This window comes from Agathobaculum sp. Marseille-P7918, assembly GCF_964248325.1.
Lineage (GTDB): Bacteria > Bacillota > Clostridia > Oscillospirales > Butyricicoccaceae > Agathobaculum.
Genome location: NZ_CAXTXI010000001.1, coordinates 594,768 through 609,472, shown reverse-complemented (window position 1 = coordinate 609,472; position 14,705 = coordinate 594,768). Strand labels below are relative to the sequence as shown.

Genomic DNA, 14,705 nt, shown 5'->3' with positions numbered 1-14,705 from the left:
TATAGCCGCCATGCTTCCTCTGAACGCCATGCTGGGGACGCTTCTATAGCATCCGCTTAGAAAAAAGGTTCCCGCAGAAAGTCAGTTTGCAGGAACCTTTTTTGGAAAACCATATTATAGCACCAGCCGTAGCTGGAACCAGCCGTCTGCCAGTTTAAACTGGCAGACGGCTCCGTTTTTTTGACAAAAAGCCGAGATAGACTGCACCCCAAGACCGTGCCCCTCTCTATGCGCAACAGGCAGGCCTTGCGCATCAAAGGTTATACCTTCGTTGCATGGATTGGAGATTTCCAGCATGATGCTGGGGGTTCCTACCATCTTGCAGCGGATGACTCGCTGCTCCTGAGGCAGCGCCAGATTGGCGTGGATGGCGTTTTCCAAAGCGTTAGCAACGACAATAGCCAATGCGCCTTCGTCCACCGTCAGTGTGTCCGATAGGGAGATTTTGGACGTTACGCGAATACCTTGGCTTTTAGCCTGCTCGAAGTAGGAGGAAAAAACAGCGTCCAGTATCGGTGGACGGCACCAGCGGATTTGCTTTTGTTCATCCAGACGCTTTTGAGCAGCGTTCAGAAAGTCCAGAGCCGCATCCTTGTCCCCTCGTGCCACCAGCTCTGTGACAGTCTGGAGCTGATGACGCAGGTCATGGCGCTGGATTCGAATGCCTTCCTCCACTTCTTTTACCTTCTGCAATTTATCTTTTAGAGCTGAAATCTGCACCGTCAACAGTACGGCGCTTTGGCGTTCCATTTGGATGTTGTACTGTGCCACAAGGCTTTTAAATACGGCAATATACACAAAGACCAGTGGTATGACAGCGGTGTAGACATAGACACGCTGAGGAAAGCTTTCCAGATAACTGGTCGGCCAGGCCGATACGAAAATAAGATAGATACAGAATACGCAGGGGATAAGCGTGAGCACTCCCCAGCGAGCGGGGATGATTTGGATCAACATACGAAAGGGCTGTCGTAGAAAACGCCATTCTAAATAGATGGCTGTGAAATAGAATGCGCACATCAGCAGAATATTGACAAACGAGGAGAGCCCGAGGGATTCCGTCAGCCAGCGGATCATGGAGGCTGACAATACAGATACCATGATTTGCGTTGTGTAGTTGAACACTGCCTGGGTAGGGGTATCGTTGGCGGCCCAGTAGGTAAGCAATATGGTGGGGACAGAAATGGTGAGGTAAAATAGGCGAAGCAGCAGCAATTCTCCACCAAACCACAGCAACACTGCGCTGGAGGCGACTACCCAAACACTGTAAACGGACAGAATGCACAGCAGTTTTCTGCGCCCAAAACGGAAGTGTGTAAGGCTTGCCATCATTCCCACCGTCATCATTGTGATGAAAAATGTGCGGAAGACAAGAAATATCACATTTGTCACGGTAGATTTCCTCCTCTTTTTGCAATTTATTACAGCACCAGCCGAAGATAGAACCAGTCGTCTGCCAGTTTAAACTGGCAGACGGCTCCGTTTTTTTGACAAAAAGCCGAGATGGACTGCACTCCAAGGCCGTGCCCCTCTCTATGCGCAACAGGCAGGCCCTGTGCATCAAAGGTTACATCTTCGTTGCATGGATTGGAGATTTCCAGCATGATGCTTGGGGTTGCTACCATCTTGCAGCGGATGACTCGCTGCTCCTGAGGCAGCGCCAGATTGGCGTGGATGGCGTTTTCCAAAGCGTTAGCAACGACAATGGCCAATGCGCCTTCGTTCACCGTCAGCGAGTCCGGCAGGGAGATTTTGGCCGTTACGTGAATACCCTGATTCTTGGCCTGATCGAAGTAGGAGGAAAAAACAGCGTCCAGCACCGGCGGGCGGCACCATTGGATTTCCTTCTGCTCATCCAGCCGCCTTTGAGCAGCGTCCAGAAAGTCCAGAGCCGCATCTTTGTCTCCTCGTGACACCAGTTCTGTGACAGCATGAAGTCGGTGGCGAAGGTCATGACGCTCTGTGCGGATGGCGTTCTCGGCCGCTTTCACCGCCTCCATGCGGCTTTGCAGGGCGGACAGCTGAAAGGCGGATAGCTGAGCCTCATAACGGGCGCTGTTTTCTTTCTGCACCCGCTCAAAAAAGAGATACATCAAGTAGTAGGAACAGCCGCACACCGTCAGTAAACCGTAGAATAGTACCATAATCGTAACAGAGTTCTCTGAATGGTTGATGGTGTACAGCATGGTAATAAAAGTAGAGAACGGAATAATGCAAAGCATTCCCCAGCTGCGATTAAGCTGGTGAAGCATTTGCCGGTATGTAAAGCTGAATCGCCGCAGAATAAAGAACATTAGGAAGAAGGAAACGGTACGCACAGCAAAGGAATAGTATTCCCGGTATTCATTGTTCTCCAGAAGCAGTGTGGTCAGCATGGCATTTGCGGTTCCGATGCAGCCGATGAACAGGCCGGTGATAATATTAAAAACAGCGCGAAAATCTCGGTGCTGGGAGCACCAGAGTGTAATGACAATATACGGAAGGGTTAACGTAAATATATAGACATGCTGATAGGTGTCCCAGAAATTCAAGAAAAGCAGTCCGATCAGATTGGCGCAGACAACCAGCACCACTGTAACAACCCACCGGGTTCGCCATGTGGCGATCGGTTTGCGAAAGTCGACCAAAAGAAAGACATAGCTGCCCAGAAATACCTGTGACACTGCTACGAACAGAGTATGATAGACATCCAGATTCAAAACCCCCTCATTCAGTCCGTAATCCTCAAAGCTCATCGCCTTCTGTCAGCCAGTAGTTCCCCCAAGCTTTCTTGAAGTCTGTTGCCACTGTTCGTGGCAGCGTTACGGTCTGGCCGTTGTCCAACAGGGCCGTCCGGCCGTTGACCCCGGTCACATGCTGGAAATTCAGCACGAAGCTGGCTCCGCACAGGCAAAAACGTCGGTCTGCCAGAAGTGGGGCGGACATCTCCCGAAAAGTAACCCGAATCGTCTGAGAATCTACGGTACCATCGGTACAGTAATAGCGCATGACGCGCCCCACCCGCTCCACATATCGGATACGCTCAAGCAGGATACGGCGTGGCCCATCTGCCGTGGTTACCACAACGGCGTTGCTTCGCCGCCGGTTCAGTTTGTTCACCGCTCCGTTCAGCACCTGAAACAGTTTGTTTTCTTCCACCGGCTTGAGCAGATAGAAAAACGCCCGGACATCGTAGCTGTCGGCGGCAAAGTCGTTGGAGCTGGTGAGATAAACGATTTCACCGCCCTCGCCCAGTGCCCGCAGGCGACGGCCAGTGTCGATTCCGCTCAGCTCGGGCATGAGAATATCCATCACATAGAGGTCAAAGCCCCCTGCGTCTTCTGCTCGTGCCAACAGCGCCCTGCCACTCCGAAACGTCTCTATCTGCCCTTTCAGGCTGGGGTGGGACTGGAGATAGGTGTGCAGCAGTGCCGCTGTCTGATTGAGTTGCTTTTGTTCATCATCACATACGGCGATTCGTAGCATCGCCATCCCTCCTCCACAACGAAGTGCATATTTTACGCAGATAGCATCAAATTTTGAACAAATGCTTTGCAATTTCACACCAATTTGTACAATGAAAATAGCATGGAAGCAAAAGACTGTCAAGAGGGGTTGCCAAAAGGAGGTCTGGTCATGCGTCGTGTTTTTATAGACGCAGCAGAGCTGGGGCGTATCGGCGGGGACGAGTTTGCGATACTTTATGACCGGCCCATAATGCAGACACAGGCAATCGCCATGGGGCAAGGGTCGGTGCTGCGTCCGACAGTTGGAGCACACGAAGAATAATCCATTTGAGGAGGTAGGAGTATGATAAAGAGGATTTTGAGCTGGGGGGTTGATTCTCTCCCTACTGCTTACCTTTCTGCCGGTGTCGGCGATGGCCGCAGAGGAAAATAGGTCCGAAGATGGGCAAGTGACAGCAGACACGGCGACAGAAGCAGACATAGACACCGCTAATTCATCTACATACACGGTTGAGGATGATACCACCTCAGTGGTTCTCGAAGCTCCAACCATTTACTGTGCGCCACTGGACGAGGCTTCCAGCAGCGACATGGTGCTGATTGTGGAAGGGGAGTGGGACAGCTATGTCTGGGAAGCTTGCACTTACGGTTTCTGGTCTGATTGGGCGGGGGATGGCCCCAGCCTGATCCTTTCCAAGGAAGACTTTACCTCTTACGGCTTCCGCTGCACGGTCACCCGCGGGGAGCAGTCCGTGACCAGTGAAACCTTCGCCTACGACCCCTCTGTTTTGCAGCGGCCCATGCTGATGGCCAATAGCCTGTCGGACGGTGCACTGGAGGACAGCAGCGACTACATCAAATACTATCAAAGCGGGACCCGATTTGATATTCAAGGTGTGGATAGCGGCAAGGACTTCCAAACTACTTATCGGAACAACGGCTACCGTACCGCCATCTCCGTCAATGAAGGCTCCAATGTAGCGGTTCCGTACCAGTCTGCGGCGGTTTCCGTGGGAAATTCCCTGACCGCGCAGACGACGCTGAATATTGCCTATGGTGGCCGCTATGTGAAAATCACCTACACCGTCCAGAACAAGGGTTCCACCACGCAATCCTTTCAAATTGGCTCCAGCGCCGATGTGATGATCGACAACAACGATTATGCGGTGGTAACCGGTACGGACACCGGCCTGTCCATGGATGGCAACCCCAAAAACAATTATAAGTTTAGTCTGGTGGCCCCCGACTGCGATACGCTGTGGTTCGGGCACTACGCCCAGGCATACAACAATATCTTTACCGATCTCTCAGATAAGGCCACTCCTTACACGCGTGACAGCGGCATGGCATGGTCGTGGAGCGGCAGCGTCGCCCCCGACCAGACATGGAGCCGCTATGTGCTCATCGGCGCAGGCGAATTGCCGCCTACCCCCAATGCACCTGTGCTGGACAGTGATAATGATTTCAACTTGAATGCAGGCGGCATTGTTACCATCACCGGCACTGCCACTGCCGATGGCGATAAACCCGCCTCCGATACCGTCTATGTGAGCATCGGCGGCAAGGAATATTCGGCCAATGTGGTGAACGGCCGCTTCTCTGTGGCGGTTACGGTACCGGAGGATATGCCTTTGGGAAACGGCACCTTTACTTACTGGGGTACCACGAGCGAGGGTGGCATTTCGGAAATCAAAAGTCAGCCTGTCACCATCAAGGCAGAACCGACGATCAGCCTTACCACCGACAGCGTCACGGTCATGGAGGGTGACACGCTGGATGAGGCGCGGCTAAAAACGTTTATTCGCTCCAGTTTTGGTACGGTGACCATCAATCCCACGAGCGTTGATACCGGCGTGCTGGGAACGACAACCGTTACCTATACCGCAAGCGCGGAGGGATTTGACGATGTCACCGCCACCCTCACCGTCACCGTGCTGCCCCAGCCCGCAGAGCTGACGAAAACGACGGTAGCCAAAAGCGGCGAGAACTTCAACCTTTCCGCCGCCATGACCCACACCGGCAGCCTGACCTACGAAGAAACCGGCTTTGTCTACGGCGCGCTGCAAAATCCCACCCTGACCCTGAGCGACGGCAAGGTGACCACCCGTACTGCCGTGAATAACGCAGGCGGCACACTTGCCGCCACCATCCAGAAGGAGGACTTGGTCTACGGCATCACCTATTACGCGCGCGCTTATGCCAAAGCTGACGACGGCACCGTCTTTTACGGTGAGCAGAGCGAGGAATTCGGCGTGGGCATGCCCCAATACGGTGCTTTCTCTGTTACCAATAGCGGAAACACCTTTACCATCACCCGCAGCGGCGGCACCGACGGTGCGCAGACTGTCTATTACCGCACGGTAAATGGCTCCGCTATTGGCGGGACGCATTTTGAACATGAAGCGGGCAGCGTGACCTTTGCAGCGGGGGAAACGACAAAATCGGTTACGGTCACGGAAAAGGATGAGTCCAGCACCTTTGATGGCAACGCCGCCACCGCCTACTCCAACGCCGACCGCACCTATTCCTTTGAGATTTACCGGGTCACCGGCGGCGCGGAAATCAACAGCAGTCAGAAAAGTGCCACCCGCACCATGAGCAAGGATGGCAGAAAAACGATAGACTGCTCCTTGTATACAGAGATAACACGCAATGGCACAACGGATGCAAAACTGCGTGGCGATCATAAGGACGATGGACTTGGCTGGACACAAGGGGCGATAGGAACAGCTGCAATCGAAACCTTAAATGTTACGCAGTTGGCGGCTAGGGACTATTTTCTGGATACTGCCGACAGCATATATTACTGGGTAACATTTACTGCATGGGAGGAAGATTCCGGTTATCAGGCCCTTCAAATTCATGCGGGCAATACGTTGGATACTAATATTTATCCGAATGAGGGTAAGCTAAACGGTACTTTAACAACTGCACAATATGTCGCATTGTTCGAGCACAGAGGAAGTGGGGCAAACTCCACTCCATCAGAATATAGTTTCCCGACAGCAAGCCTAACGAATGGTTCAAATCTGACAAAATATCAATATGCCAGCGGACAATCCGGCTCATCCATTCGTTTTGATGTAAACACCAGTCAAATCACCGTTGGCTTTGGTGCCAGCGGCGAAAATTCCGATAATTGGTACACCCAAAATATTGTCCATCATTTCAAATTCTCCGACACTGAGGAACCCCGGCTGCTGGGCGTTGCCCCCATGGCGGGCGGCAGCTACCTGCCCGGCGACAGCGTCACCGTGGCGCTGGTGTTCAATGAAATTGTGGACAGCACCAACAGCTCGAACCTTGACGATGTGCAGATAGCGACCAACTGGGGGACGTTCGACTACGCCGGCGGCGCGGACACCAATGTGCTGTACTTCACCGGTACGGTATCGGATACGGCCAGCGGCACCTTGACGGTGCAGTCTATCACCAACGCTGGAAATATTAAGGACATGGCCAGTGATACCGGCACGGCTACCGACAGCAACGTAACGGGCGGCAATACGGGTGCCGCTCTGGGCAATGGCCCCGGTGCGCCCGCGGTCACGGTGAGCCAGATTACCAACGTCAACGGTACCCTGACCGGCGCGATCGCCGCCACGAATGCAGCAAAATTAGAATATGCTTGGAGTATGGAAACGGATGAAAAAGATGTGGTTGGTTGGAAACTGCTGGCCGATACCAATGGTGGCACCGTCTCCACCCGGCAGACCAGCGGCATATGGTATCTCCATGCCCGTGCGACCGACAACAACGGCGTGGCCGCTCATAACAGCCAGTCCGTCGATTTGGGCAGCAGTTCTGTGCAGCTGCCCAGTCTGACCGTGACAGCGGACAATGCCAGTTGGGCGAAATCACGGGAAATTACGGTAACCCGCAGCCCCGCCAGCACCACGGTGAAGGTGAAAACACCGGGTGGCACGAACACAACCGAAGTTGCCGGCAGCACCTACACCGCCACCCAAAACGGCACTTATGCCTTTACCCTTGAGAGCGGCGACGAAATTATCACAAAAATGGTCACGGTATCCAAGCTGGACACCGCCGCCCCTGCGGTGGAGATCGTGCATCTCGCCAACATGAACCACACTGAGGCCGTCACCCTGACGGTGCATGTCAGTGACGGCGAGTCGGGAATTCAATCGGTCAAAGGAAAGTGGAATAATGGAGCAGAATTCGATTTGACTCCTACCAGTGAAACGGGTGTGTATACCACCACATCCCCCGACCAAAGCGGAACATGGACGCTGACTGTCACCGCTATGGACAAAGTCGGGAACAGCGGGACAGATATATCTTCGGCCTATTCCATCAACGCCACTCGACCGGGTTTGATGGTGACGAAGGATGAATCGGCCAGTGATAATAAGGGCGCTGTTTATAACTATAGTGTAGAAGAAAACGGCAACACTGATATCACTGTTACCCTGCCCGACGGCAGTACAACCACCAATCTCACCGGCACGTTTACTATCAGCGAGCCGGGAAACTATGTCATCAATGTCACTGACGCTGCTGGGCATTTTGTGTCGGAGACCATAACCGTCACTGTGCCGGAGGGTGAAACTCTGGACGGCGTGTCCCCCGACGTGCGCCTGAGCATTGCGGACGAAAACTGGACAAAGGGGCCGGTAACTGTTGCCGTGACGATCTTTGATGCCGGCAGCGTGGGCAAAAACCTAACTGCCATCCGGGACGGCCAAACCATCCATCTCACTCAATCCGCCGAGGAGCCTGGCTCCTTCATCGGCAGTTTTACGGTTTCCGCAAATGACACCTACACCGTCACCTGCACCGACGCCGCCGGAAATATGGGCAGCGGAACCATCGAGATCACAAACATTGACACCACCAGTCCTGTTATTGCCGTCTACGGCAATCCTACAGAGTGGACAGCGAACGATGTTACCATTACCCTTGCCGTGACGGACGATCAGTCCGGCGTGGACCATGTGGAGGTCGAAAAGGACGAAAGCACGATAGCTGTCGCCAAGGATAACGGTTGGTATACCTTTACCGTGTCCGAAAACGGTACTTACACTGTCACTGCTACAGATAAGTTGGGTAACACCGCCCGGCAAACGGTGGAAGTGAACAAGTTAGACAAGAGTACACCTATTCTTAAAGTCATCGGAGGTACCCAAAGCGCGGCCAGCCTGAACCTGACTGTAACCGTCAGCGCCGACGGCAGCTCCGGGGTAACGGTTACGGTGCAGAAAGACGGCGGCACGATGGAAGGGGTTTACGGAGATACTTACCCCATCACCTCTGCTGGTACCTACACCTTTACCGCTACCACAGGCGCAGGCAAAACCGTTACCCAGACCGTCCCGGTCCACAGCGTTACCATTGGTGCGGATAATCATCTGGTGGTAGATGGCGGTAAGGTCACAAAGCCTGCCGATCCCACCAAGAACGGCTATATCTTTGACGGGTGGTATGACGGAGATACCCGGTGGGACTTTGACGCCGGGACCGTCACCAAGGAGCTGACGCTTACCGCCCATTGGACGATGGAAGCCCTTACAGTGACGCTTACCGCCGACAAGATTGACGCAGTCTACAACAGCGGTCAACCGGTGATTGCGCTCACTGCAACCGCCGTCCACGGGGCTAACATTACCTTCACCTATGAATGGTATAAGGACGGTCAAAAGCTGGACGGCAAAACCGCCGAAACGCTGGCGCTTTCCACCGTGGCCGACAGCGGCAAATACACCGTGAAGGCTACCGCCAGCGCCGGTGGACAAAGCGCAGCTGCCAGCAGTAATACTGTTACAGTCACCATTAGAAAGGCCGACCCCAGCATCACCGCCTGGCCCTCGGCATCTGATATTACCTACGGTGACAAGCTCAGCGAAAGCTCTCTCATCGGCGGCAGCGCTGATATTGCGGGCGGTTTTGTATGGAAAGACAGCAGTATCATGCCCAACAGCGGTTCCCAATTCTATAGCGTGGTGTTCACTCCGGATGATATGGAGAACTACAATGCTGCTGAGCAGGCCGTCACCGTAACGGTTGCCAAAAAGACACTGACCCCCTCTGTCGTTTCCGTGGAGGATAAGGAATACGACGGCGGCACTGCCGCCACCGGTACCGTCACACTTGATGGCGCGGTGCCGGGTGACGATCCTACTGCCACCGGTGTTTTCACCTTCGATAGCGCCAACGCAGGCCAGAACAAGACAGTCACCGTGGCCGTTGCTTTGGACGGAGATTGGGGCAATAACTATGTGCTCTCCACGACAGGACTGTCCGCCATAGCCACCATCACCGCAAAAACAGTGGGTCTTGAATGGCATGGATACGAAAACCTGACCTATACCGGCCAGCCTGTCAGCGTTACCGCCGCTGCTACCGGTCTGGTGGTTGGCGACACCTGCACCGTTATCGTGGAGGACGGCGACAAAGTGGATGTGGGCAGTTATACTGCTGAAGCCACTGGTCTGAGCAACCCAAACTATCAACTGCCGGCCACTGGCACCATGAAGGACTACACCATTGCCACGGCTGATGGTACTGCTACGGTCACCATGGAAGGATGGACCTACGGCGATGCGGCAAACCGCCCGGTTCCGGCCTCTGCTACCAACGGCATCGATAATGTGACCTATCACTATGATGGGAGAGACGGAACCGTTTATAACAGTGATACCGTTCCAACTGATGCGGGTAACTATACCGTCACCGCGACCTTTGCCGCAACAGCAAACCATGAAGCAGTTACTGCCAAGGCCGAGTTCACCATCTCCAAGAAGTCTATTACTGCAACTTGGTCGGGGCTGAATCAAGTGTATGGCAGTACCAGCACCGAACCAGTCGAGGTATCGCTTTCGGGCGTAGTGGACGGCGATGATGTTGATATCAGCTTCACTGGGGTGAAGAAAACAGCAGGCAGGCATGCTTTGACTGCTACCCTCATCGGTGCTGATATAGCTAACTACACCTTGAAAAACATTGTGGCCATGCTGACTATTCAACCTAAGCCGGTGATTTTCACTGTGACGGGCAATGTGGTGCAGGCCGACGGCAGCGAAAAGAGGGCAACCATTACCGCTGATGACGCTGCTTTCAGCGATTACACCGTCTCCTACTGGCAGGATGATAAAAAGGTGTCCTCTCCGAAAGATGTGGGCAGCTATGAAATCTTGGTGGAGATCACCAATCCCAACTATCGCCACTCCAACGGCAGTGATATGATGCAGGTGGGCACCCTAACCATTACCCAGGCCCCGCCGGTACTGTACACTGTGTCTTTTGCAGGCGGGGAGGGCGCCACAGGTGTCGAGCCTGACCCGCAGACTGCTTTGGCAGCGGGACAGATCACATTGCCCGTTAATCCGTTTACACAAACCGGTTATCGTTTCAGCGGCTGGAAGGCCGACGGAGACACCAAGCTCTATCAGCCCGGAGACAACTTCACTATGCCTGCCCGGAATTTGACTTTCACTGCCCAGTGGCAGGATGTGTATTCCGTCAGCGGTATTATTAAGGAGCAAACAGATAGTGGGGAGCAGCCCGCAGAAGGCTCGGTAGTCAGCATTTGGCTGGGGGCAAACCAGCTGGCTGAAGCCAAGACTGGCGCCGATGGCAGCTACAGCTTCTCCAATCTGTTGCCCGGCATTTACAATCTGGTGGTCACCAAGGATGTGCGCACGGTTACCAGCAAAGTGGAAATCACCACAGAAAACAAAATTTGTAACACTACCCTGCCGAAAGGAGCTACCAATTCTGTCGTGGAAGTGCGCCCCGGTAGTCCGGACATCGTGGTGGGCAAGCTGGATACTGTATTTAATAGCACCGATACGACAGTGTACACTGAGGACGATCGGAAAAACGTAAACGAAGGCGGCAGGGTGGAAATTACCTTTACCGCCGAGGAAAAGACGCATGCCCAGCAGGAAGGGCAGGTTGGCAAGGATATTGCGAAAATTGAGGAAATCTCCGATGGCGGAACATAGGGTCTTGTGATGGATTACAAGCTGGAAAAAACGGTAACGACTGCAGCTGGTGTTACCAGCGATCCGACCCTGATTCCACAGGCCAACGTCCTGCTGGAAGTCCTGCTGCCATTGCCCACAGAACTACAGGGAAAAGGTACCTATTCCGTTTACCGTGTACACAGCAGCACCGGACAGGAGGAGGATAAGGAAGCGCAGGAACTGAAACAAGGTGAAGCCAACAAAAATGAACTGGGCGAATACTTTACTGTCAACAGTGATAAGACCCGATTGACCCTATATGTCAAATGCTTTTCCACCTATGCTATCGGCTATGCGGAATCCTACGGGAGCAACGGTGGCAATCAGGGAGGCGGATCATCGGCCCCTGTATATCCTCCCAGCATAGAGCAGACCGAGCACGGTTCGGTTACCACCAGCCCCAAGAATCCGGAAACAGGAGATCAAGTTACGATTACGCCCACTCCGGATGAAGGCTATACCGTAGATGAGGTTATCGTCACTGACTCTACTGGTAAGCCGGTAGAGGTTATTCCAAACGATGATGGAACCTATACCTTTACACAACCGGACGAAAAAGTAACCATTACGGTCACATTCCGTCGAATGACCGGCACATCCGACTGTCCCCAGGATGACAGCTGTCCTATGGCAGCTTTCTCTGATACAGAATTGGGGGCATGGTATCATGATGGTGTGCATTATTGCTTGGAAAACATCTTGATGGTGGGGACTGGAAAAACAACTTTTGAACCCGATGCCGTTACCACCCGAGGAATGATTGTCACGATCCTCTGGCGGCTGGAAGGCAGCCCAATTGTCGATCATCCTATGGATTACGACGACGTAAAGTTGGAGGACTGGTATGGGAAAGCAGTTCGCTGGGCTGACAGTGCAGGTGTCGTCACCGGCTATGGCAGCGGCAAGTTTGGCCCTAACGATCCCATCACCCGTGAGCAAATGGCAGCCATGCTGTGGCGATATGCAGGAAGCCCCAATGTGGATGGCAGTCTCTCCTCTTTTGTGGATGGGGCGCAGGCCAGCGACTGGGCACAGTCAGCCATGATATGGGCCGTGGATCAGGAGTTGATTACTGGTGTAGGCCATAATCAACTGGAATCCTGTGGTCAGGCTACCAGAGCGCAGGCCGCCACGCTCCTGATGCGATTTGCCGGAAAAAGACTGAATAAAAACGATAGAGCGCTCCAGTAGGAGCGCTCTCAGTCTGTCGAGAAACCCGGTTTATGCGTCAAGCATAAGCCGGGTTTCTGGCGTATAGAGACCAAAGAAGTATCAAAGCGAAAGGAGAACGCTTCTCCTTCCACAACCATCTGGCCAGTTTTTTCAGATTCATGGCAGCAAATTTGAGCTTCACCCAGTTTGTCACTTGGGCCAAGCCTCTGTACTGCGTATAACGCATGGCGTGTTTTCCTTGGCGTCGAAAGATCCGTTCAATGGTCTCCTTACGCCGTTTGTATAGTTCCCGGCATTTCAGAGTATAGCGGGCGTCATCCGCTAAGTCCTCGTAGTCTTTCCAGATGTGCCGCTGTACTGTTTTGACACAGTCTTTCGAATGAGTACACAAATGTCGGGTGGGACAGTTGACACAGATATTCGGATTACTCCCATTTATCGTCTCTTCTGTAAAGCGATGCCGGAAATTATAGCTCACCATGGAGAAATGAGGTGTTTCCTCCTGCAACGTATATCCCAGAGACTAGCGGTATGCTACATTTAAGCCTACTTCTTCTGCCGTCCGTCGAAGGGATGGCAAGCCGTACAAATGCTGGATCAGTACCATTTTGAACAGCACCACAGGGTCTACGCTCGGCCGGCCGTTGTCTTGACAGTACAATGGCTTCACCATTTCTATCATATTACGATCCATTTTTCCGCGTTCCAGCACCTCACTCACCACCTATAATATTTTACCTCATACAAATGAAAAAGCCCAGCTACCGCTGGACTTTTTCGATAAGCTGAAGCGTGTACTCATTGGAATACACGCTTTTTGCTTTGTGAAATTAAAGGATGCCATCGAACAGGCCGGTGAAGTCCAGCGTAGCAAAGTAATCCTTGGGGGTTTCTGCGCGGCGAATCAGTTCTACCGAGCCGTCCTCGTGCAGCAGCAGTTCTGCCGAGCGCAGCTTACCGTTGTAGTTATAGCCCATCGAGAAGCCGTGCGCACCCGTATCGTGGATATAGATATAGTCACCGATATCAATGCGGGGCAGGTTGCGGTCGATGGCAAACTTATCGTTGTTTTCGCACAGACCGCCGGTCACATCATAGGTGCGGTCGTGCAGGGCGTTTTCCTTGCCCAGTACGGTGATGTGGTGGTATGCGCCGTACATCGCCGGACGCATCAGATTGGCTGCGCACGCATCCAGACCGGCATATTCCTTGTAGGTGTGCTTGTGGTGGATGCACTTGGCAACCAGCGCACCGTACGGCCCAAGAATAAAGCGGCCCATTTCAGTGTAAATGGAGACGTCATCCATACCTGCCGGGCACAGGACTTCCTCATATGCGCGGCGCACGCCTTCACCGATGGCCATGATGTCGTTCGGCTCCTGCCACGGCTTGTAGGGGATGCCGACGCCGCCGGACAGATTGATAAACGCGATGTGCACGCCGGTTTCCTTGCGCACCTCAACTGCCAGCTTGAACAGGATGCGGGCAAGAGCGGGGTAATACTCATTTGCTACCGTGTTGGAAGCGAGGAACGCATGAATGCCGAAGTGCTTGACGCCCTTGGTTTTCATGTACTTAAATGCCTCGATGAGCTGCTCACGGGTCATGCCGTACTTGGCTTCCTGCGGGGTGTCCATGATTTCGTTCTCCAGCACGAAGTCGCCGCCGGGATTGAAGCGGCAGGACATGGTCTCCTTCCACTCACCGACCTTATCGTAATAGTCAAGGTGGGTGATGTCGTCAAAATTAACAATGGCATCCAAATCGCTGGCCAGCTTGAAGTCCTCGTTCGGGGTGACGTTGGAGGAGAACATAATGTCGTGTCCGGTGATGCCGCAAGCCTTGCTCAGCAGCAGCTCGGTGTAGCTGGAGCAGTCGCAGCCGAAGCCTTCCTCGTGGAGCAGCTGCACCAGACGGGGGTTGGGCGTAGCCTTGACGGCAAAGTACTCCTTAAAGCCCGGATTCCATGCGAATGCCTCCTTGACCTTGCGCGCATTTTCGCGGATGGCCTTCTCATCATAGATGTGGAACGGGGTGGGGTAGGTCTTTGTAATCTCCTGTACCTGTTCGAGTGTCAAAAAGGGTTTCTTTTCCATTGGTT

General features: G+C 53.4%; 9 protein-coding genes. 3 read left to right on the top strand and 6 right to left on the bottom strand.

The annotated features are described in order from the left end of the window. Positions 1–114: 114 nt before the first annotated feature. Genes ACESSO_RS03025 through ACESSO_RS03015 form a run of 3 tightly spaced genes read right to left on the bottom strand, consistent with a single transcriptional unit; the run spans position 115 to position 3,465 of the window. A complete protein-coding gene (locus ACESSO_RS03025) occupies positions 115–1,392 on the bottom strand; it encodes a sensor histidine kinase (RefSeq protein WP_373163561.1) in 1,278 nt (425 codons plus the stop codon). A gap of 29 nt (positions 1,393–1,421) precedes the next feature. Then, complete coding sequence (locus ACESSO_RS03020; RefSeq protein WP_373163560.1) at positions 1,422–2,735, bottom strand: sensor histidine kinase; 1,314 nt, start codon at positions 2,733–2,735, stop codon at positions 1,422–1,424. Further along, a complete protein-coding gene (locus ACESSO_RS03015; protein WP_373163559.1) occupies positions 2,725–3,465 on the bottom strand; it encodes a LytR/AlgR family response regulator transcription factor in 741 nt (246 codons plus the stop codon). Before ACESSO_RS03015 ends, ACESSO_RS03020 begins: the two co-directional genes overlap by 11 nt. A 150-nt stretch (positions 3,466–3,615) precedes the next feature. Between ACESSO_RS03015 and ACESSO_RS03010 the strand changes: the two genes are divergently transcribed. The 3 genes from ACESSO_RS03010 to ACESSO_RS03000 all read left to right on the top strand — a co-directional run bounded on the left by ACESSO_RS03010 (position 3,616) and on the right by ACESSO_RS03000 (position 12,622). Then, the gene (locus ACESSO_RS03010) at positions 3,616–3,768 is read left to right on the top strand and encodes a hypothetical protein (protein WP_373163558.1); all 153 of its coding nucleotides are present in this window, start codon (positions 3,616–3,618) and stop codon (positions 3,766–3,768) included. Positions 3,769–3,895: 127 nt separating this feature from the next. Beyond that, positions 3,896–11,410: an InlB B-repeat-containing protein gene (locus ACESSO_RS03005; protein WP_373163557.1), complete on the top strand. Its 7,515-nt coding sequence runs from the start codon at positions 3,896–3,898 to the stop codon at positions 11,408–11,410. Between the two features lie 9 nt (positions 11,411–11,419). Further along, positions 11,420–12,622, top strand: coding sequence for an S-layer homology domain-containing protein (locus tag ACESSO_RS03000; RefSeq protein WP_373163556.1), 1,203 nt, complete (start codon positions 11,420–11,422; stop codon positions 12,620–12,622). A 37-nt stretch (positions 12,623–12,659) separates the two neighbouring features. On the opposite strand, the gene ACESSO_RS02995 is transcribed toward ACESSO_RS03000, so the two are convergent. From ACESSO_RS02995 to ACESSO_RS02985, 3 genes are all read right to left on the bottom strand, one after another. Next, a complete protein-coding gene (locus tag ACESSO_RS02995; RefSeq protein WP_373163555.1) occupies positions 12,660–13,085 on the bottom strand; it encodes a transposase in 426 nt (141 codons plus the stop codon). Between the two features lie 42 nt (positions 13,086–13,127). Then, entirely contained in the window at positions 13,128–13,286 is a 159-nt protein-coding gene (locus tag ACESSO_RS02990) for a transposase (RefSeq protein WP_373163554.1), read from the bottom strand. Positions 13,287–13,434: 148 nt separating this feature from the next. Beyond that, positions 13,435–14,700, bottom strand: a complete 1,266-nt coding sequence (locus ACESSO_RS02985) for a diaminopimelate decarboxylase (protein WP_373163553.1) — start codon at positions 14,698–14,700, stop codon at positions 13,435–13,437. Positions 14,701–14,705 lie beyond the last annotated feature (5 nt).

Coding starts and splice junctions, on each gene's coding strand:
- ACESSO_RS03020 (WP_373163560.1), bottom strand. CDS start 2,735: ATGAGCTTTGAGGATTACGGACTGAATGAGGGGGTTTTGAATCTGGAT.
- ACESSO_RS03015 (WP_373163559.1), bottom strand. CDS start 3,465: ATGCTACGAATCGCCGTATGTGATGATGAACAAAAGCAACTCAATCAG.
- ACESSO_RS03010 (WP_373163558.1), top strand. CDS start 3,616: ATGCGTCGTGTTTTTATAGACGCAGCAGAGCTGGGGCGTATCGGCGGG.
- ACESSO_RS03000 (WP_373163556.1), top strand. CDS start 11,420: ATGGATTACAAGCTGGAAAAAACGGTAACGACTGCAGCTGGTGTTACC.
- ACESSO_RS02995 (WP_373163555.1), bottom strand. CDS start 13,085: ATGGTGAGCTATAATTTCCGGCATCGCTTTACAGAAGAGACGATAAAT.
- ACESSO_RS02990 (WP_373163554.1), bottom strand. CDS start 13,286: ATGATAGAAATGGTGAAGCCATTGTACTGTCAAGACAACGGCCGGCCG.
- ACESSO_RS02985 (WP_373163553.1), bottom strand. CDS start 14,700: ATGGAAAAGAAACCCTTTTTGACACTCGAACAGGTACAGGAGATTACA.